The organism is Pseudomonas sp. D(2018) (assembly GCF_005502555.1).
GTDB classification, from domain to species: Bacteria; Pseudomonadota; Gammaproteobacteria; order Pseudomonadales; family Pseudomonadaceae; genus Metapseudomonas; species Metapseudomonas resinovorans.
Genome location: NZ_SCOK01000025.1, coordinates 1 through 18,825, shown reverse-complemented (window position 1 = coordinate 18,825; position 18,825 = coordinate 1). Strand labels below are relative to the sequence as shown.

The following is an 18,825-nucleotide window of genomic DNA, read 5'->3' as shown; positions in this document are numbered from 1 at the left end:
TTTACTGCTCCTTGAATGCACTTCCGACGCGGCCCAGCAGGGGTTTCATCAAGTAACTCATCAGGCTGCGCTCGCCGGTCTTAATGGTCACGGTGGCCGGCATACCTGCCCGGATATTGTTAGGCCCGAGCAGCTTCATGCCTTCCTCGGTCACTTCCACCTGCGTCAAGTAATAGGGCTGTTTGCTGGCTTCGTCCACCAGACGGTCGGCCGCGACCGTCATCACCCGACCGGGAATGTTGGGTGTCTGCGCATGGTTGAAGGCCGGGAAGGTGATATCCACAGGCAGTCCCGGCACCATCTTGTCGATAGCCTGTACCGGCACCTGGGCATCCACCTGCAGGGGTTCCTTGTCCGGCACCACGTCCATGATCCGCTCACCGGGCTGGATGACACCACCGACGGTGGCGACGTTCAGGCCCAGGACGATGCCGTCGATGGAGGAACGGATCACAGTGTTTTCCACCTGGTAATCCACCGAACGCAGGCGTTCGCCCAAGGAAGTGGTTTCCTTCTGTACATCGGTCAACTGCGACTCCACTTCCTTCTGGAAATCCTGCTCCCGCTGGAGAATGCGCAGTTTGAGTTCGGCGATCTGGTTCCGGGTGCGGCCGATGTCCGCGATGTTCTGCGCCATGGAGCCGTTCAGTTCCGAGGCACTGCGTTCCAGTTCGAGCATACGGTTACGCGGGATGTAGCCTTCCGCGGCGAGGCTGCGCACACCTTCCAGCTCCTGCCCCAGCAGGCTCGACTGGCTGGCGCGGGTGGCTTGCACCTGGCGCAGCCCCTTGAGTTGCTCTTCGGCGCCATTGAGGTTCTCGTGCAGGATGCTGATCTCGCCCAACAAGGCCTTGCGCCTGGTGTGGAAAAGCCGTTGCTGCAAGGCTATTGCCTCCTGCAGGCGCGGGTCGCCAGCAAAACGCTCCAGCAGGTCCGGTGTGAAGGTCACCGAATCAGCGCCATCACGCTCGGCGGACAGGCGATCTTCCACCGTCTTGGCCACGATGTACTGGGAGCTCAGGGCACCCTGCTCGGCGATCGCCTGGGTCGGGTCCAGACGCACCAACTCCTGGCCGGCGCGCACCTTGTCGCCCTCGCGTACCAGGATGGAGTCCACCGTGCCGCCGGTGAGGTGCTGGACGGTCTTGCGGGCATTGGTGACGTTGACCGTGGCATTGGCCACTACGCCAGCATCCAGGGGAGCCAGCACGGCCCAGACCAGGAAGCCGCCGAAGCCAGCCAGCACCATCCAGATGCCCCAACGGGCCGGGCGGGTGTCATCCATGTCCACCTGTATCGGTTGTTCGACCCGTACCAGGGCCTTGCTTTCGCTTGCCGCTTGCATGATCGATTACTCCTTTGCCCGCATCGAGGCCAGGTTGGGCGTGCCCACAGAGGGCATGACGCTGGCCTGGCGCAGCGCTGCGAACACCTCGTCGCGAGGACCGAACAACTGCATGCCGCCATCGCGCAGCAGCAGGACCTTGTCCACCGTGCTGAGCACGCTGGGGCGGTGGGAAATCAGGATCAGTGTCTTGCCGCGCTTCTTCAGGTCGAGGATGGCTTCCACCAGCGCCGCCTCGCCCAGGTCGTCGAGGTTGGCGTTGGGCTCGTCGAGCACGATCAACGAAGGGTCGCCATAGATGGCACGGGCCAGGGCGATGCGCTGTTTCTGCCCACCGGACAGCGGGCTGCCGTCTATCCCCAACGGCGTGTCGTAGCCCTTCTCGAAGTGCAGGATCATCTCGTGCACCCCGGCACGCTTGGCCGCGAGTATCACTTCTTCGCTGTTCAGCTCGCCAAAGCGGGCGATGTTGTCGGCAATCGTGCCCTCGAACAGCTCCACGTCCTGCGGCAGATAACCGATCCAGGGGCCCAGTTCTTCTTTGTTCCACTGGTAGATGTCAGCACCGTCCAGGCGCACCTTGCCCGACTGCGCCGGCCAGACACCCACCAGCAGGCGGGCCAGGGTGGACTTGCCAGCAGCCGACGGCCCGATGATGCCCAAGGCCTCGCCAGGCGAAAGGCTGAAATTGATCCCACGCAGGATGGTCGATACGCCGCCTGGTGCCGCCGACATGGCCTGTTCCACCGACAGCGCGCCCAGGGGCTTGGGCAGCGCCATGGCGTCCTTGCGTGCGGGGAAGTCCTGCAGCAGTTTGGACAGGCGCTCCCAGGAAGTGCGGGCAGACAGCAATTGCTTCCATACCCCGATGGCCTGTTCCACCGGCGCCATGGCACGACCGCTGAGGACCGAACTGGCAATCATCATGCCTGCCGTGATCTCTCCCTTGATCGCCAGCAACGCGCCAGCGCCGAGGATCAGCGATTGCAGGGTGATGCGCACGAAACGGCTGGCGCCGTTGATGTAGGCGGCGCGGTCAGAGGCCAGGGTCTGTTTCTCGAGAATGCGTTGATGGTTGCCGTACCAGCGTTCGCGGATCGCCGGCAGCATCCCCATGGCTTCGATCACTTCGGTGTTGCGCAGGTTGTTGTTGGCGAAGGAGCCAGACGCCATCGACGCCTGGTTGGCCTCCGCCAACGGGCCACGGGTTATCACCTCGGTGAGCAGAGCCAGGCCGAACAGGATGACCGAACCGACCAGCGTGATAATGCCCAGCAGCGGGTGCACGAGGAAGATCACCAGCAGATAGATGGGTGTCCAGGGGGCATCGAAGAAGGCGAACAGGCCGTTGCCAGTGAGGAACTGGCGGACCATGGACAGATCCTGCAGGGCCTGGGCCGGATTGCCGCCGGCGCGGCGCAGGTTGCGTTCGAAGGAGGCATTGAAGATGCGCTTGTTCAGGCTCATGTCCAGTCGGTTGCCAAGGCGAATCAGCACGGTCGAGCGCACCACCTCCAGCAACGACATGAGCACGTAGAGCCCAAGCATCAGGACCGTCAACATCAACAGGGTGGTGACGTTGCTGCTCGCCAGCACGCGGTCGTAGACCTGCAGCATGTAGAGGGCGGGCGCCAGCATCATCAGGTTGATAACCCCGCTGAAACCGCCAACGACATAGAACGTGCGGCGCAAGCGGTTCAGGGCTTCGGACAACTCGGTACGGGGCTGCGAGAAATTCTTCATCTCGGCGATCCACTGGCTGAGTGATGGGTTAGGCGATGGTCCGGTCGCCTTCTTATAGTTCGAGCCCCTGGAGCGAAACGGCGCTGCCCCCACAGAAGCCTACAGACATCCTTAGCCAAGTCTCATGCTGGCCGCCAGTGACGGACCCCACCTGCCGGACGGCTGCGGGATTAACCCCGACCAGCGACACCAGCGGACGGATGAGAGAATTTCGTATTAACCCTGAAAGCACCGTTCCAGACGGCGTGCAGCCTGATTCTCGAGAAGAATGAAGACGCCTGGAGGCGAGTTGGCGAGCCGAATTGGCGCCGGATAAATGACACACCCATCGGATACCGGGAAAGAGGCCGCACCGATTCCGCGTGAACCGAACGCCTCCATCCACCCTTCCGCGCGGTCACAGCGCGCAGGTGGAGCGGGTGGAGCCTGATGCGTCGCAGTAAGCGGCGCTTCAGCGGTTCGTCGACGAATTCGCCCCCACAGCCGACACACGGTCCAGGAAGAGGACTGAAGCGTTGCAACCGAGCGTCACGCCGTCCTGACCCGTAGCGCCGGGCTGAAATTCAGCATATCCATCAGGCTATCCACCAGGTTCTCCGCCTCGCCGGCCAGGGAAAATCCGTCCGGCACCAGCAGCCAGTTGGTCTGGATGCCTTCCATGTACGCATGCACGCTGATGGCGGCACGGCGGCAGTCCAGGTTGGCGGGTAGCTGGCCACGACTCACCGCATTGCGCAGGGCCTTGGTGATGCGCAAGTCGCACTCGGCACTCTGGTCCTGCATCTTCTGCCGCAAGTCACCCAGCTCTTCGGTGTACTCCACCTTGTGCCGCAGGATCTCGTGGATGCGCCGGCTCTGCGGGTCGAGTTCCACGCGCTTGAGCAAGCGCACCAGCAACTGGTGCATGCGTCCCAGGGGATCGGGCTCGTCTTCGCTCTCGCTGGCGCGGGCCAGTTCCTCCAGGGGCATGTGGATTCGCTCCAGCATGGCCTGGAACAGATCGGTCTTGTTCTCGAAATGCCAATAGATGGCACCGCGGCTCACTCCGGCGGCAGCAGCAATCTCAGCCAGCGAGGCGCGGGAAACCCCCTTCTCGTGAAATACCCGCTCGGTGGCGTCGAGTATCTGCACGCGGGTTTCTTCGGCTTCCTCTTTGGTACGTCTGGCCATTCGCCACTGGGACCTATCTGATTGCTGACAAAGGAAAAATCATCATTCCGCCGAAATAATTTCTGACACCGGCTCTGGAAGATTCGATTTACAAACATTCACGCATGTAAGTATATTCGTACACCTCTGTAAGAATCCAGAACCCGCCTTGCGCCCGGCCCTCCCCCAGGGCCGCATCCCAGAAACAATGAGGTCCCTTCAGATGCCCATGAAGCCAGCCTTTGCCGCCTTGGTTTCCGCCATCGCTCTGGCCACACTCGCCCTGACCGGCTGTCAGGAAGCCTCGGCTCCCCCGCCCGCCGAGACGCCCAAGGTTGGCGTCGTCACCCTCCAGCCCCAGAGCTTCACCCTGACCACCGAACTCCCAGGCCGCACCGCAGCATTCCGCATTGCCGAAGTGCGTCCGCAGGTGGACGGCATCATCCAGAAGCGCCTGTTCGCCGAAGGCAGCGAGGTCAAGGCCGGGCAGCAGCTCTACCAGATCGACCCGTCCGTCTACTCCGCCACTTACAAAAGCGCCCAGGCCAGCCTGGCGTCGGCGCAGTCGCTGGCGGATCGCTACAAGGATCTGGTCAGCGACCAGGCCGTGAGCAAGCAGGCCTATGACGAATCCCAGGCTGCCCGCCTGCAGGCCGAGGCCGCGCTGGAGAAAGCGAAGATCGACCTGCGCTACACCAAGGTGCTGGCACCGATTTCCGGACGCGTCGGCCGCTCGACGGTCACCGAAGGTGCCCTGGTGAATAACGGCCAGACACTGGCCATGGCCACCATCCAGCAGCTCGACCCGATCTACGTTGACGTCACCCAGTCCACCAAGGACCTCCTGCGCCTGCGGCGAGAGATGGCTGAAGGTCAGCTGGAAAAGGCCGGGGGCAATGGCGCAAAAGTTTCATTGCTGCTCGAAGACGGCAGCGAGTACCCGCACAAGGGCAGCCTGGAGTTCTCCGAAGTCTCGGTGGACGAAGGCACTGGCTCGGTGACCCTGCGCGCGGTCTTCCCCAACCCGGAACACACCCTGCTGCCGGGCATGTTCGTCCACGCCCGCCTGGGCTCGGCGGTGAAGCAACAAGCCATCCTTGCGCCGCAGCAAGGCGTGACCCGCGACCTCAAGGGCCAGGCCACCGCGCTGGTGGTGAACGCCGAGAACAAGGTCGAACTGCGCCAACTGAAAGCAGAGCGCACCGTCGGTGACCGCTGGCTGGTCAGCGAAGGCCTGAACCCGGGCGACCGCCTGATCACCGAAGGCCTGCAGTTCGTGCGCCCGGGCGTCGAAGTGAATGCCGCGCCGGCGACCAATGTGGCTGCCCAGCAGCCCGCGGGTGACAACCTGGCCAAGAGCCACTGAGGAGCCCATAGATGTCGAGATTCTTCATCGATCGCCCGATCTTCGCCTGGGTGATCGCGCTGGTGATCATGCTCGCCGGCGGTCTGTCCATCCTCAAGTTGCCGATCAACCAGTACCCCAGCATCGCCGCGCCTGCGGTGGGCATCCAGGTCAGCTACCCCGGTGCCTCGGCGCAGACGGTGCAGGACACCGTGGTGCAGATCATCGAGCAGCAGCTCAATGGCATCGACGGCTTGCGCTACATCTCGTCGGAGAGCAACTCCGACGGCAGCATGAGCATCACCGCCACCTTCGAGCAGGGCACCAACCCTGACATTGCCCAGGTGCAGGTACAGAACAAGCTCCAGCTAGCCACCCCGCTGCTGCCGCAAGAAGTGCAGCAACAGGGTATCCGCGTGACCAAGGCGGTGAAGAACTTCCTGCTGGTCATCGGCGTCGTCTCCGAAGACGGCAGCATGGACAAGAACGACCTGGCCAACTACATCGTCTCCAACATCCAGGACCCGATCTCACGGACCAAGGGCGTCGGTGACTTCCAGGTATTCGGTGCCCAGTACGCCATGCGCATCTGGCTGGACCCGGCGCGCCTGAACAACTACCAGTTGACCCCGGTAGACGTGAAGACCGCCATCCAGGCGCAGAACGTGCAAATCTCCTCCGGCCAGCTCGGCGGCCTGCCCGCCTCCCCCGGGACCCAGCTGAACGCCACCATCATCGGCAAGACCCGCCTGCAGACTCCCGAGCAGTTCGGCAACATCCTGCTGAAGGTGAACCGCGACGGCTCCCAGGTGCGCCTGCAGGACGTGGCGAAGATCGAACTGGGTGGCGAGAACTACAGCATCAGCGCCCAGTTCAACGGCAAGCCCGCCTCCGGCATGGCCATCAAGCTGGCCACCGGCGCCAACGCCCTGGATACCGCCAAGGCGATCCGCGCCACCATCAATGAGCTGGAACCCTTCTTCCCCGCCGGGATGAAAGTGGTCTTCCCCTACGACACCACCCCCGTGGTTTCCGCCTCCATCGAAGGCGTTATCCACACCCTGGGCGAAGCCATCGTCCTGGTGTTCCTGGTGATGTTCCTGTTCCTGCAGAACTTCCGCGCCACCATCATTCCAACCCTGGCCGTGCCCGTGGTCCTGCTGGGCACCTTCGGCGTGCTGGCGATGTTCGGTTTCACCATCAACACCCTGACCATGTTCGCCATGGTGCTCGCCATCGGCTTGCTGGTGGACGATGCGATCGTGGTGGTGGAAAACGTCGAGCGGGTGATGGCCGAGGAAGGCCTGTCGCCGTTGGAGGCCACCCGCAAATCCATGGGCCAGATCCAGGGCGCACTGGTGGGCATTGCCCTGGTGCTCTCGGCCGTGTTCCTGCCGATGGCCTTCTTCGGTGGTTCCACCGGCGTGATCTACCGGCAGTTCTCCATCACCATCGTCTCGGCCATGGCCCTGTCGGTGCTGGTGGCGTTGATCTTCACCCCGGCCCTCTGCGCCACCCTGCTCAAGCCCATCGACAAGGGCCACCATGAGAAGCGCGGCTTCTTCGGCTGGTTCAACCGCAGCTTCGACCGCAGCGTGCAGAGCTACGAGCGTGGCGTGCGCGGCATCCTCAAGCGCAAGGCGCCCTACCTGCTGCTCTACGTGGTGATCCTCATCGCCATGGGCTGGCTGTTCACCCGCATTCCCACCGCCTTCCTCCCCGAGGAAGACCAGGGCGTGCTCTTCGCCCAGGTGCAGACGCCGTCCGGCGCCAGTGCCGAGCGTACCCAGGTGGTCGTGGACCAGATGCGCGAATACCTGCTGGAGAATGAGAAGGACACCGTGAAATCCGTGTTCACCGTGACCGGATTCAACTTCGCCGGCCGTGGCCAGAGCTCGGGCATGGCTTTCATCATGCTCAAACCGTGGGAAGAGCGCACCGCCGAAGGCCAGAGCGTGTTCGACCTGGCCCAGCGCGCGCAGCAGCACTTCTTCAGCTTCCGCGACGCGATGGTCTTCGCCTTCGCCCCGCCGGCAGTGATGGAACTGGGTAACGCCACCGGCTTCAACTTCTTCCTGCAGGACCGTGCAGGTGTCGGCCATGAAGCGCTGAACGCCGCCCGTGACCAGTTCCTCGAACTGGCGGCGAAGAACCCGGTGCTCAACCGCGTGCGCGCCAACGGTCTGCGCGACGAGCCCCAGTACCAGTTGCTGATCGACGACGAGAAGGCCCGTGCCCACGGCATCTCCCTCTCCGACATCAACAACACCGTCTCCATCGCCTGGGGCGCCAGCTACGTCAATGACTTCATCGACCGTGGCCGGGTGAAGAAGGTCTACCTGCAGGGTGAACCCGAAGCCCGAATGAACCCGGAAGACCTGAACAAGTGGTTCGTACGCAACGATGAGGGCCAGATGGTGCCGTTCAGTGCCTTCGCCAGCGGCGAATGGACCTACGGCGCACCCAAGCTGGCCCGTTACAACGGTGTGCCGGCGGTGGAAATCCTCGGCGAGGCGGCTCCGGGCCACAGCTCGGGTGAAGCCATGGCTGCGGTGGAAGAAATCGCCAAGCAGTTGCCAGCCGGCGTCGGCTACTCCTGGACCGGCCTCTCCTACGAGGAACGCCTGTCCGGTGCCCAGGCCCCGGCGCTCTACGCCCTGTCGCTGCTGGTGGTGTTCCTCTGCCTCGCGGCGCTGTACGAGAGCTGGTCGATCCCGTTCTCGGTGATGCTGGTGGTTCCGCTTGGCGTCATCGGTGCGCTGATGTTCACCAGCATGCGCGGCTTGTCCAACGACGTGTTCTTCCAGGTCGGCCTGCTCACCACCATCGGCCTCTCGGCGAAGAACGCGATCCTGATCGTCGAGTTCGCCAAGGAGCTGCACGAACAGGGCAAGAGCCTGTTCGATGCCGCCGTGGAAGCCTGCCGCATGCGCCTGCGCCCGATCATCATGACCTCGCTGGCGTTCATCCTCGGCGTGGTGCCCCTGGCCATCTCCAACGGCGCTGGTTCCGGCAGCCAGCACGCCATTGGTACCGGCGTGATCGGCGGCATGCTCACCGCCACCGTCCTGGCCATCTTCTGGGTGCCGCTGTTCTACGTGCTGGTCTGTTCGCTGTTCAAAGACAAGGCGAGCAAGGCCGCGATCAAGAAGGAGGCCCTGCAGTGAGGCGTTCCCTGATTTCCCTGGCCATCGCCGCGACCCTGCTCGGTGGCTGCTCCATGATTCCCGATTACCTGCGCCCGGAGGCGCCCGTGGACAATGCCTGGCCCCAAGGCGAGGCGTACAGCCAGGGCGAGGCCCAGGTGAACACCGCCGCTGCCGACCTCGACTGGCGCGAGTTCTTCCAGGACCCGGCGCTGCACCAACTGGTGCAGCTCGCCCTGGACAACAACCGTGACCTGCGCACCGCCGCGCTGAACGTCGAGGCCTACCGCGCGCTCTACCGCATCCAGCGTTCGGAGCTGTTCCCCAGCGTTTCGGCCGACGGCACCGGTACTCGCCAGCGCCTCCCCGGCTCCCTGAGCGAGAGTGGCCAGGCCACCACCAGCGGCCAGTACAGCGCCACCCTCGGCGCCAGCGCCTGGGAGCTGGACTTCTTCGGCCGCCTGCGCAGCCTGAACGAACAGTCCCTGGAACAGTACTTCGCCACAGAGCAGGCGCGCCGCAGTACCCAGATAAGCCTGGTGGCCTCTGTGGCCACCGCCTATCTCGACTGGCAAGCCGACCAGGCCCTGCTGCAACTGACTCGGGACACCCTCAAGACCTACCAGGAAAGCTACGCCCTTACCCAGCGCAGCTTCGACGTGGGGGTTGCCGACGCCCTGGCCCTGAGCCAGGCGCGAACCGCCGTGGAAAGTGCCCAGGTCAGCCTGGCGCAGTACACCCGCCTGGTGGCCCAGGACCGCAATGCCCTGGCGCAACTGGTGGGCACCGGCCTGCCGGCGGACCTGCCCAAAGGCCTGGCGCTGGACGCGGACCTGCTCGCCGAAGTACCGCCGGGCCTGCCGTCCGACTTGCTGCAGCGTCGGCCGGACGTGGTCCAGGCCGAGCACCTGCTCAAATCGGCCAACGCCAACATCGGCGCGGCACGCGCGGCGTTCTTTCCCAGCGTCAGCCTGACCGCCAACGCCGGCAGCATGAGCAACGAGCTCTCCGGGCTGTTCGACGCCGGCTCCGGCAGCTGGCTGTTCCAGCCGAGCATCAGCCTGCCGATCTTCAACGCCGGCCGCTTGAAGGCGAACCTCGATTACACCGAGCTGCAGAAGGACATTCAGGTGGCGCAGTACGAGAAGGCCATCCAGGTCGCCTTCCAGGAAGTTTCCGACGGCCTCGCGGCGCGCACGACCTACCAACAGCAGCTCGGCGCCCAGCGCGCCCTGGTGAAAACCACCGAGGAGTACTACCGCCTCGCCGAGCGCCGCTACCGCACCGGCGTCGACAGCTACCTGACCCTGCTGGACGCCCAGCGCCAGCTGTTCAGCGCCCGCCAGCAACTGATCGGTGACCGCCTCAACCAGCTCGCCAGCGAAGTGAACCTGTACAAGGCCCTCGGCGGCGGTTGGAAAGAACAGGGAGAAAGCTCCCCGAACGCTTGATCCGCGACTCCCCTATCCTCAGGGACGAGGAATCCACGCGGCGCCCCCGCGATGCTTGGCGGGGGCGTACTTTTTCCGCCCATCGCAGCCTGCCACAACCACCCCGATGCCCTGCAACAGGGCACCCAAAAACGGGCATGAAATTCGGAAAACTCCATGCCATTCATTGGCTTGCCTGTGCCCGTCGGTCCATTTCCTTGCCATCGGTCAGGCCACCGCCACGCGCTGTAACAATGGCCGATCCTGTTCATCCAACTCGTGGGGAGGCGAGTGGGCAACAAGAGGAAACGACGATGAAATCGACATTCAGCACGACCACCCTCAGCGGCCTTTTCCTGGCCCTGGCGGTGACAACGGGATCGGGTACGGTCCTCGCGGAGAATGGAAGCGACCGCCTGGACGAGTACCGGATACGCAACCAGCAACTGCTGCAGATGAGGGAGGATTCCAGCGAGAGCTTTACCCGGATGGTCGAGGAACAGCCGACCGCAGCTGGCCAGTCTTATGAGGATGAAGGCATGCGCTCCGATGAGCGACAAAAGCCGAAGTATCAGTCGTTGATCCACCAACAGAGGGTCGAATACGGGAAGTAACCCCGTAATGACCGCCCGTCGGGTGCGCGCCCAAACCTACGCGCCCGTCGGGCAGACAGTTAGCGAAGTTTCCGACAACCGGCCAGAAACGCCGGACCTCGCCCCAGAGCCATTGGGCCGCTCCCGGAACTTCGCCAACTCTGCCGTGCGTCTCCTGCTGCTTGCAGCGCCACATGTACTGACCCTAGTGTTCCCACATCCTCGAACCGGCGGAGGGCATTTCCTTTTCCGGTGATTCGCTCAACGGATTGATCCACCGCAGAACCCGGCTCCGGCCGCTTTCCACTGGAGAGTCAACCCGTTGCAGAAGCCCGTCTCACGCCGCTTCGGCGTACCCCTTTCCTGGCAATTGCTGGCAGTCACCCTTTTCAGCGGCAGCCTGCTGCTCGGCACTGGCGATGCCAACGCCGCCTGGAGCGTCGATCCGGTGCTGCGCAAGGCGGAAAAGCGCTACGGCCGAAGCGGCCCGGCCAAGGACCGTCTCCAGGCGTGGCACGACCTGCTGGAAGGCGGTCGTCGATTGGCCGAACGGCAACAGCTGCAGGCGGTCAACCGCGAGATCAACCGCCAAGTACGCTTCAGCGACGACACTGCACTCTGGCAGCGCCGCGACTACTGGGCCACTCCCGTGGAAACCCTGGCCAAGGGCGCCGGCGACTGCGAGGACTTCGCCCTCGCCAAGTACTTCACCCTGCTGCAACTGGGCATCGCCCCGGACAAGCTGCGCATCACCTACGCGCGCGCGCTGGAGCTGAACCAGGCGCATATGGTGGTGACCTACTACGAAACCCCTGATGCCGAACCCCTGGTGCTGGACAACCTGGTCGACGACATCCTCCCCGCCTCCCGCCGTACGGACCTGGCCTTGCGCTACGCCTTCGACACCCAGGGCCTCTACGCAGTGAATGGCCGTGCGTTCAAACGCGTCGGCAGCACCACCGAACTGCCGTTCTGGCAAGGCCTGCTGGCGCGAATGGAGAAGGAAGGCTTCACGCTCTGAGCCGTGTGGCCTCGGCATCCTTCCTGGTCAGGACGAACTCAACTGACTTCCACCATCCTGCGCAACGCATCCTTGGTGACCTTGCCCGCCGCGTTCAGCGGCATGGCCTCCACCACCTGCGCGCGACGCGGCACCTTGTAGTTGGCCATCTGCTCGCGGCACCAGGCGAGGAAGTCACAGGTATCCACGTGCTGCCCGGCAGCCGGCAGCAGGAAGGCCATGGCCACTTCCCCCAGGCGCTCGTCGGGGATACCGATCACCGCTGCCTGGGCGATGCCCGGATAACGCAGGATGACCTGCTCGATCTCCGCCGGGTACACGTTGAAGCCACCCGTGATGAACATGTCCTTGATGCGGTCGGTGATCCGCAGGTAACCGTCCTCGTCCAGTACCCCGATATCCCCGGTGTGCAGCCAGCCCTCGGCATCGATGGCTTCGGCCGTAGCCTCGGGGTCATTGAAGTAGCCCTGCATCAGGTTGTAGCCCCGTACCAGCAATTCCCCCGGTTGGCCCGGCGGCACCGGCTGGCCGGTGCCGTCCACGCAGCGCACTTCCACATCCGGAAAGGCACGGCCCGAGGTGGTCGCCACCCGTTCCGCCGAGTCTCCCGGCCGGCAGATCGTGACGAAACCACAGGCTTCGGTCAGGCCATAGGCGGTGACAATGGTTTCGAAACCCAGCTCGCACCCCATGCGCCGCACCATCTCCACCGGCACCGAGGCAGCTCCGGTCACCGCTACCCGCAGGCTGGACAGGTCATAACGCTCACGCTCGGGGAAAGCCAGGATCGATTGGTACAACGTCGGTGGGCCGGGCAGTACGCTGACCCGCTCGCGAGCAATGCGCTCCAGCATTGCCGGCACGTCGAACACTTGCTGCGGCAGGATGCAGCAGCCGCGCATCAACGCCGCCAGCCAGCCGGCCTTGTAGCCGAAGCTGTGGAAGAACGGGTTCACGATCAGGTAACGATCACCGGGACGCAAACCGACCATCGTGCTCCAGTCGCGGACGATACGCAGGTTCTGGCCGTGCCCCGTCATCACGCCCTTGGGTTTGCCGGTGGTGCCTGAGGTGAACAGCAGGTCGGACAGGCTGTGCTGACCAACCTGGCTTTCGCGCACCGCCAGTTCCGCCGGAGAAACCTCCTCGGCGAGCTCCATGAAGGCGTCCCAGCTCACGCAGCCCTCGGCCATGCCACGCAGACAGACCCGCGTACGCAAGGCCGGCAGCGCCTCACCGGCCAGCAATGCCGGGTAGTCCGTGCCGAGGAACTCTCCGATCACGAACAGCAGACTCGCGCCGCTCTCGCGCAGGATGAAGCCCGCCTCGGAGCCCTTCATCCGCGTGTTCAGCGGCACCAGCACCGCCCCCACGCTCTGCAGGGCGATGGCGGCGACTATCCATTCATGGATGTTCGGGGCCCAGATCGCCACGCGCTCACCGGACTGCACCTCCAGCGCCAACAAGGCGCGCGCGGCCTGACGGCGCAACTGGTCAAGCCGGTGATAGCTGATGCGGGTGCTGTCGTCCTCGATGGCCATGGACTCGCCGTAGCGCGTTGCCGCAGCGGCCAGCAGTTCAGGAATGGTCAGGGCGCTTTCCAGGTTTGGCATGGGCTTTTCTCGGGCGCGACGGGACAGCGGCCGGGTAACCCCGGCCGTGGTGAAGGCAAAGAAATCAGGCTTGTGGCGGTGCGAAGCGGCGACCGGCGGAGAAGCCGCCGTCGACACCGATCATCTGCCCGCTGACGAAGGACGCATCGTCCGAGGCGAGGAACAGCGCGACATTGGCCACCTCCTCCGGACGCCCCGCGCGGCACAGCATGTGCTGGGAGGCGAAGAAAGCGTGGAAGGCCTCCTGCTCCTTGACCATCTGGGTCATGGGGGTATCGATCAGTCCCGGGCAAAGGCCGTTGACGCGAATGTTGGCATGGCCGTAGTCGATAGCCAGGGAGCGGGTGAGCTGGCTGATGCCGCCCTTGGAGACGTTGTAGGCGGTGTTGTTGTCGCAGCCCTGCTCACCGAAGATCGAGCCGACGTTGACGATGGAGCCGCTCCTTTGCGCCAGCATCGGCACCAGGGCGTACTTGCTGGTGAGCATGCTGCCGGTCAGGTTGATGTCCAGCACCCGCTGCCATTCACTGGTGGGCGCGCTGGTGATGTTGCCCTGGCTGGCGACTCCGGCGGCGTTGACCAGCGCATCGATACGCCCGAAGCGGCGCACCACCTCTTCCATCACGGCCTGCACCCGCGCCTCGTCACGTACATCCAGGGCCATGAACAGCGGTGCCGGGATCGATCCCTCCAGGCTCGCCGCAACATCCGCACGGGGCTCCCCCACGTCCAGCCCGACTACCTGCGCACCCTCGGCAACGAAGCGCCGGACGCAAGCCAGACCAATACCCGATGCGGCGCCAGTGATGACCGCGACCTTGCTAGACAGACGTGCCATGGGAAACCTCATTACTTGTTCTTGGAATGGTTTTTTCAGCGAGTCTACAGAAACCGGTACGGTGGATGATCGTCCATTGGGACTACACCTGCAGGGAGGGTTTCACACGGATCAATGCGGCGGCGAATTCATTCGCAAAGAGCGGCGCAACTGCCCCCGCAGAGCCATCGGGCGAACCTTCGGTCCGCATGGCGATTTAAATCGCCCCCACAAAACCTCTCCCCCGGTTCAGACCCGGCAGGCTTGGTATCAAGCGCACCACCAATTTCCGCACCAAGAAAAAACCCGGCCGAAGCCGGGCGTAAAGGCACAGACATACACGCTCAATACCACCCGCGAGGGCGGTAGCCTCCGGCTGTCACCCCGGAAACTTCAGTTTCAGCCGCGCACTGCCTGGGCGGCCCTGGCACGCCAGGGTCCAGCCTTCGGCCAGCTCGGCGGGGCTGAGAATATCGTTGCGGGAGAGCACCACCTCGCCCTCCTCCACCTTGCACATGCAGGCGCCGCAGAAGCCCTCTTCGCAGGAATAGGGCGCATCGAGGCCGGCATTGCGCATGCTCTGCAACAGGGTCTCACCGGGTTGAACGGTCACTGGGTTAAGTTGGCCATCCAGCTCCACCAGAAGCTCCTCCACCGCCGCGCTGGCGGGTACCGGCATGACCGCCTGCGCATCCGCGTCGGGCGGTGAGACGAAGCGTTCGACATGAATGCGCTCACGCGCTTCTCCTCGCGCCAGCAACGCGCGCTCCACGGTATCCATGAACGGCCCCGGCCCACAGATGTAGAACTCCGCACCCGCATGGCCACGTACCAGTTGGTGCACCTCGCCTTCGCTGAGAAAGCCCTGCACCGAGTCCAGCACATGCACCACTTCCAGCTGCTCCACGTGGGCCTTGGCCAGCGCCTTCAGCTCGTCGCGGAAGATCACCGAAGCCTCGTCGCGATTGGCGTACACCAGCTTGATTCGACGCCGGGTGGTCTTCAGTGCCGACTTGAGAATGGAGAACACCGGGGTGATCCCCGAACCACCGCCGAACAGCATCAGGTCATGCTCGCCGGGGCGCAGGTGGAAGTGCCCGGCCGGCGGCAGCACCTCCAGCAAGTCGCCGGGGCCCACCTGGTCGTTGAACCAGTTGGACACCCGGCCGCCTTCCACCCGCTTGATGGTGACCTTGGGCAAGGCATCGCAATCCGGCGAGCTGGACATGGAATAGCAACGCGTCAGCCGCTTGCCACCGAGCATCACGCGAAAGCCGAGATACTGCCCCGCCTTGTAGCGGAAGCGTTCTTCCAGCCCTGCAGGAATCCGCAGCACCAAAGAACGGCTGTCGTGGGTTTCGGCGATTACCTCCGCCACTTCCAGGTGGAAGGCGCCGGAGTGTTGGGGTTCGATCACGAGAGGCTGCGCGCTGCCCATGGCCATCTCCGCGTTACAACAGGCCGCTGACGGTCTGCGCGTTGTCGATGCGCAGTTCACTGCCATTGATGAAGCGTGACTCGTCCGACGCCAGGAAGAGCACCAGATTGGCAATGTCGCGTGGGGCGCACATGCGATTTTTCGGGTTCTGGTCCAGCACGTCCTGCGGCACGTCCTGGAGACCGGTGAGGGGCTGGGTCATGGGGGTGTTGATACCGTCCGGGTGCACGCTGTTGCAACGGATGCGGTAACCCTGCTCCTTGCAGTGCAGCGCCACCGAGCGGGTCAGCGCTGCCACGGCTCCCTTGGAGGCGGAGTAGGCGCAGAAGGCCGGCATTCCGCCCAGCGCCGCCACCGAGGACATATTGATGATGGAACCGCCACCGCTGTCTTTCATCGCCGCGATAGCGTGCTTGCAGCCGAGGAAATAGCCATCGCTGTTGACCCGCTGGATCTTTTGCCAGAGCTCCAGGCTGGTGTCTTCGATGCTGGCCAGGGCCAGAATGCCGGCGTTGTTCACCAGCACATCGAGACGGCCAAAGGTTTCCAGGGTGAGCCTGATGACGTTCTGCCAGTCGGCTTCGCTGGAAATATCCTGGCGGATAAACAGCGCGTTCTCGCCAATCTCAGCGGCGACCTGGCGACCGGCCTCGTCATTGAGGTCGGTGAGCACCACCTTCGCCCCCTCTCTGGCCAACAGCAGTGCGTCCTCGCGCCCAGCCCCGCTGGCGGCGCCGGTGACAATGCAGACTTTGCCTTCGACTCGTTTCATTGTTGTTCTCCTTGGGAAGCTTTGGCAGCCCGAACCAGACCGGCCACGTGAGCGCCAACACGGCGCCCTGAGTAAACGCAGTCAGCGAGGGACAGACCGGATACGTAAAAGTTGGAGGCAACGCCAACCGCGTTGCGGCCGGCACTGAACAGACCGGAGACCGCCTGACCGTCGCGGTCCAGCACCTGGCCGCTGCGCTCGCAAACAGCCAGGCCGCCCAGGGTGATCACCGGACAGGGATAGAGCGTGCTGGTGAAGGACAGGTCCAGGGCATACCAGGGCCCCTCGTCCAGCGACGCGAGGAAACCGCGCGACTTGCCCAAGGCATCCTCGCGCAGGCCACGAGCGGCATCACCGTAGTCCGCCAGCGTCTGCTCCAGGGCTTCACGGGGCAGACCGACCCGTGCAGCCAACTGGCCGACGCTGTTGCCGCGCTTGGCATTGAACAGCAGGTTGAGCAGGGCCGGCAGGCGCTGGAAGGACCAGACCTTGCCCGGGCCGATCTGCGCGAACGCCTCGCGGAACAGCGCACGATTGATAATCAGGATCGCGCGGCCACCCTGTTCTTCCACCATGGCGTGGCCGAGCTTGGCGCCATAGACCTCTTCGTTGCAGTAGCGATACCCGGCGCCGTTGACGATCACCCCCTTGGCCCAGGCCAAGGGGGGATTGATGAAGCGCCAGGCGCTGACTTTTTCCATACGCTGCAGCGTACCGCCTGCGCTGTGACCCAAACGCATGCCGCTGCCGTTGCAGCCGCTGGTACCCAGCGGCAACCCACCGAGGTAGCGCGGCGCATGGACGGTGAGCATGGCGCGGTTGAACACGAATCCGCCGGCACTGAGCAGTACGCCGTGATGGGCACGGATCAGCCGCCGCTCCGCATGGGCCAGTTCAAGCCCACGCACCTTGCGCCGCAGGCGTTCGGCCAGGGCCGGTGCATAGGGGTGCAAGGCGTCGGTCCAGCGCGCCAGCCGTGCATGGCGTCGCGCGGCGCGGCTGCCCGCCGGAATTCCCCAGGCCTCGACACCGATAACCCGACCGGTGCCATCCAGCACCAGGCGACGTACCTCGCACTGAGTGCGCAGACGCACACCCTGGCGCAGGGCACTGGCCTTGAGCGGTGCGTACAGGTTGTAACCGGACATCCCGGAGCCCAGGGCACGGTGGCCACGCGGTGCGGGCCGGGCCGTAGCGGCATAGCTCGGCACGGCTTCGTTGCCGGAGTAATAGAGGAAGTACTGATCGCTCGGGTAGGAGGTTTTCATCGGCGGCACGCTGCCCTGGAAGGCGGCGCCTTGCCGCTCCAGCCAGGCCAGGTTGTCTCTACTGCGCTCGCAGAAATCCTGCAGCGTCTCGGCGGACACCGCGTCGCCCACTTCCTGGCACAGGTAATCGAACATCGCCTCGGACGAGTCGCTGACCCCCGCCTCGGCCTGTTGCGGAGTTCCACCGCCGGCATAGACCACGCCACCGCTGCGCGCCGTCGCGCCACCACCAGCGAAGCGATCCAACGCCAGCACGGAAGCTCCCTGGCCGCGGGCCTCCAGAGCAGCGCAGACGCCGGCGCCGCCAAAACCGACCACCAGCAGGTCGGTACTGTCATCCCAATTGAGCTCTGCAGCGTCAACCACCTGCAGCGGGTCTTCCGGGCTCTGCTCCATCACGGTCATGCGGCGTCCTCAGCAAGCAGCGGCCAAGGCCGGCGCAGTGGTGGTGTAGGCGCCGTCGAGGTAGACCAGCGGGCTGATCTCCGCGCTGTTGTGGATCGCCACAATCCGGCCGATGAAGATGGTGTGGGTGCCGTAGCTGAACTTGCCGTCCTGCTGGCAGAGAATCGCCGACTGGGCGTCGCCCAGGTAGGGAATGCCGCCTTCGCTGCTGCGCCAGTCGCCCCGCTGGAAGCGCGCCTCGCCCTTCACCGGGCCGCTGCACAGGTGCGACAGCTCCTCCTGCTCCAGCCCGAGGATGTTCACGCAGAAGTCCGCACCGGCATCCAGCACCCCGTGCAGCGACGCGCTCTGGTTTACGCAGATCAGCAACGACGGCGGCTCGGTCGACAGTGAATCCACCGCCGTGGCGGACATCGCGAAACGCTCCTGGCCGTTGCTGGTGGTGATGATGGTCACGGACTTGGCCAGACGACGCATCGCCTGGAGCATCGCGGCTTTCAGATCGGCCTGGCTCATCGCACTGCCCTCTTGTTGTGCTCAAGTGCTGCCGATTTTTCGCCAGCCCCGGCCGGGCAACATCGTCCGAGGGGACTAGTTGGATTGCCGGACATATGGTCCGTTTGAGGGATGTCCCGACCCTTGCCCGTTGTTTGAATGCCCGGCGATAGGTGGAAAAGCCTTCAACCGGAGAACAACAACATGCTCGACCACGACCTGATCCGCCAACGCCTGAAACAACG

At 64.3% G+C, this 18,825-nt stretch carries 14 protein-coding genes; 5 read left to right on the top strand and 9 right to left on the bottom strand.

What is annotated here, in order from left to right; genetic code table 11:
- Position 1: 1 nt before the first annotated feature.
- From FFS60_RS16795 to FFS60_RS16785, 3 genes are all read right to left on the bottom strand, one after another.
- A complete protein-coding gene (locus FFS60_RS16795; RefSeq protein ID WP_371926442.1) occupies positions 2 to 1,285 on the bottom strand; it encodes an HlyD family type I secretion periplasmic adaptor subunit in 1,284 nt (427 codons plus the stop codon).
- A 66-nt stretch (positions 1,286 to 1,351) separates the two neighbouring features.
- On the bottom strand, positions 1,352 to 3,088 hold the full coding sequence (locus FFS60_RS16790; RefSeq protein WP_028626275.1) for a type I secretion system permease/ATPase: 1,737 nt from the start codon (positions 3,086 to 3,088) through the stop codon (positions 1,352 to 1,354).
- Between the two features lie 528 nt (positions 3,089 to 3,616).
- Complete coding sequence (locus FFS60_RS16785; RefSeq protein ID WP_028626274.1) at positions 3,617 to 4,258, bottom strand: TetR family transcriptional regulator; 642 nt, start codon at positions 4,256 to 4,258, stop codon at positions 3,617 to 3,619.
- A gap of 202 nt (positions 4,259 to 4,460) precedes the next feature.
- Here FFS60_RS16785 and FFS60_RS16780 point away from each other — a divergent pair, with 202 nt between their 5' ends.
- The 5 genes from FFS60_RS16780 (at position 4,461) to FFS60_RS16760 (ending at position 11,772) form a co-directional block, all read left to right on the top strand.
- Entirely contained in the window at positions 4,461 to 5,603 is a 1,143-nt protein-coding gene (locus FFS60_RS16780; RefSeq protein WP_028626273.1) for an efflux RND transporter periplasmic adaptor subunit, read from the top strand.
- A gap of 11 nt (positions 5,604 to 5,614) precedes the next feature.
- A complete protein-coding gene (locus tag FFS60_RS16775) occupies positions 5,615 to 8,749 on the top strand; it encodes an efflux RND transporter permease subunit (RefSeq protein WP_137822603.1) in 3,135 nt (1,044 codons plus the stop codon).
- Positions 8,746 to 10,179: an AdeC/AdeK/OprM family multidrug efflux complex outer membrane factor gene (gene adeC, locus FFS60_RS16770; RefSeq protein ID WP_137822602.1), complete on the top strand. Its 1,434-nt coding sequence runs from the start codon at positions 8,746 to 8,748 to the stop codon at positions 10,177 to 10,179. Before FFS60_RS16775 ends, adeC begins: the two co-directional genes overlap by 4 nt.
- A gap of 293 nt (positions 10,180 to 10,472) precedes the next feature.
- The gene (locus FFS60_RS16765) at positions 10,473 to 10,772 is read left to right on the top strand and encodes a hypothetical protein (protein WP_137822601.1); all 300 of its coding nucleotides are present in this window, start codon (positions 10,473 to 10,475) and stop codon (positions 10,770 to 10,772) included.
- A 301-nt stretch (positions 10,773 to 11,073) separates the two neighbouring features.
- On the top strand, positions 11,074 to 11,772 hold the full coding sequence (locus FFS60_RS16760; protein WP_137822600.1) for a transglutaminase-like cysteine peptidase: 699 nt from the start codon (positions 11,074 to 11,076) through the stop codon (positions 11,770 to 11,772).
- A 38-nt stretch (positions 11,773 to 11,810) separates the two neighbouring features.
- Here the strand turns inward: FFS60_RS16760 and FFS60_RS16755 are convergent, their stop codons facing one another.
- From FFS60_RS16755 to FFS60_RS16730, 6 genes are all read right to left on the bottom strand, one after another.
- Complete coding sequence (locus FFS60_RS16755) at positions 11,811 to 13,385, bottom strand: FadD3 family acyl-CoA ligase (protein WP_137822599.1); 1,575 nt, start codon at positions 13,383 to 13,385, stop codon at positions 11,811 to 11,813.
- A 64-nt stretch (positions 13,386 to 13,449) separates the two neighbouring features.
- Entirely contained in the window at positions 13,450 to 14,223 is a 774-nt protein-coding gene (locus FFS60_RS16750; RefSeq protein WP_137822598.1) for an SDR family NAD(P)-dependent oxidoreductase, read from the bottom strand.
- Between the two features lie 358 nt (positions 14,224 to 14,581).
- A complete protein-coding gene (locus tag FFS60_RS16745) occupies positions 14,582 to 15,640 on the bottom strand; it encodes a ferredoxin--NADP reductase (protein ID WP_137822597.1) in 1,059 nt (352 codons plus the stop codon).
- Positions 15,641 to 15,653: 13 nt separating this feature from the next.
- Entirely contained in the window at positions 15,654 to 16,412 is a 759-nt protein-coding gene (locus tag FFS60_RS16740; RefSeq protein WP_028626265.1) for a glucose 1-dehydrogenase, read from the bottom strand.
- A complete protein-coding gene (locus tag FFS60_RS16735) occupies positions 16,409 to 18,085 on the bottom strand; it encodes an FAD-binding protein (RefSeq protein ID WP_137822596.1) in 1,677 nt (558 codons plus the stop codon). Before FFS60_RS16735 ends, FFS60_RS16740 begins: the two co-directional genes overlap by 4 nt.
- A gap of 9 nt (positions 18,086 to 18,094) precedes the next feature.
- Complete coding sequence (locus tag FFS60_RS16730; protein WP_028628248.1) at positions 18,095 to 18,601, bottom strand: flavin reductase family protein; 507 nt, start codon at positions 18,599 to 18,601, stop codon at positions 18,095 to 18,097.
- Between the last annotated feature and the right edge of the window lie 224 nt (positions 18,602 to 18,825).

Excerpts from the sequence above, each read along its gene's own strand:
- FFS60_RS16730 (WP_028628248.1), bottom strand. The coding sequence starts at position 18,601 with ATGAGCCAGGCCGATCTGAAAGCCGCGATGCTCCAGGCGATGCGTCGT.
- FFS60_RS16735 (WP_137822596.1), bottom strand. The coding sequence starts at position 18,085 with ATGACCGTGATGGAGCAGAGCCCGGAAGACCCGCTGCAGGTGGTTGAC.
- FFS60_RS16785 (WP_028626274.1), bottom strand. The coding sequence starts at position 4,258 with ATGGCCAGACGTACCAAAGAGGAAGCCGAAGAAACCCGCGTGCAGATA.
- FFS60_RS16780 (WP_028626273.1), top strand. The coding sequence starts at position 4,461 with ATGCCCATGAAGCCAGCCTTTGCCGCCTTGGTTTCCGCCATCGCTCTG.
- FFS60_RS16740 (WP_028626265.1), bottom strand. The coding sequence starts at position 16,412 with ATGAAACGAGTCGAAGGCAAAGTCTGCATTGTCACCGGCGCCGCCAGC.
- FFS60_RS16765 (WP_137822601.1), top strand. The coding sequence starts at position 10,473 with ATGAAATCGACATTCAGCACGACCACCCTCAGCGGCCTTTTCCTGGCC.
- FFS60_RS16790 (WP_028626275.1), bottom strand. The coding sequence starts at position 3,088 with ATGAAGAATTTCTCGCAGCCCCGTACCGAGTTGTCCGAAGCCCTGAAC.
- FFS60_RS16750 (WP_137822598.1), bottom strand. The coding sequence starts at position 14,223 with ATGGCACGTCTGTCTAGCAAGGTCGCGGTCATCACTGGCGCCGCATCG.
- FFS60_RS16755 (WP_137822599.1), bottom strand. The coding sequence starts at position 13,385 with ATGCCAAACCTGGAAAGCGCCCTGACCATTCCTGAACTGCTGGCCGCT.
- FFS60_RS16775 (WP_137822603.1), top strand. The coding sequence starts at position 5,615 with ATGTCGAGATTCTTCATCGATCGCCCGATCTTCGCCTGGGTGATCGCG.
- FFS60_RS16745 (WP_137822597.1), bottom strand. The coding sequence starts at position 15,640 with ATGGGCAGCGCGCAGCCTCTCGTGATCGAACCCCAACACTCCGGCGCC.
- FFS60_RS16795 (WP_371926442.1), bottom strand. The coding sequence starts at position 1,285 with ATGGATGACACCCGCCCGGCCCGTTGGGGCATCTGGATGGTGCTGGCT.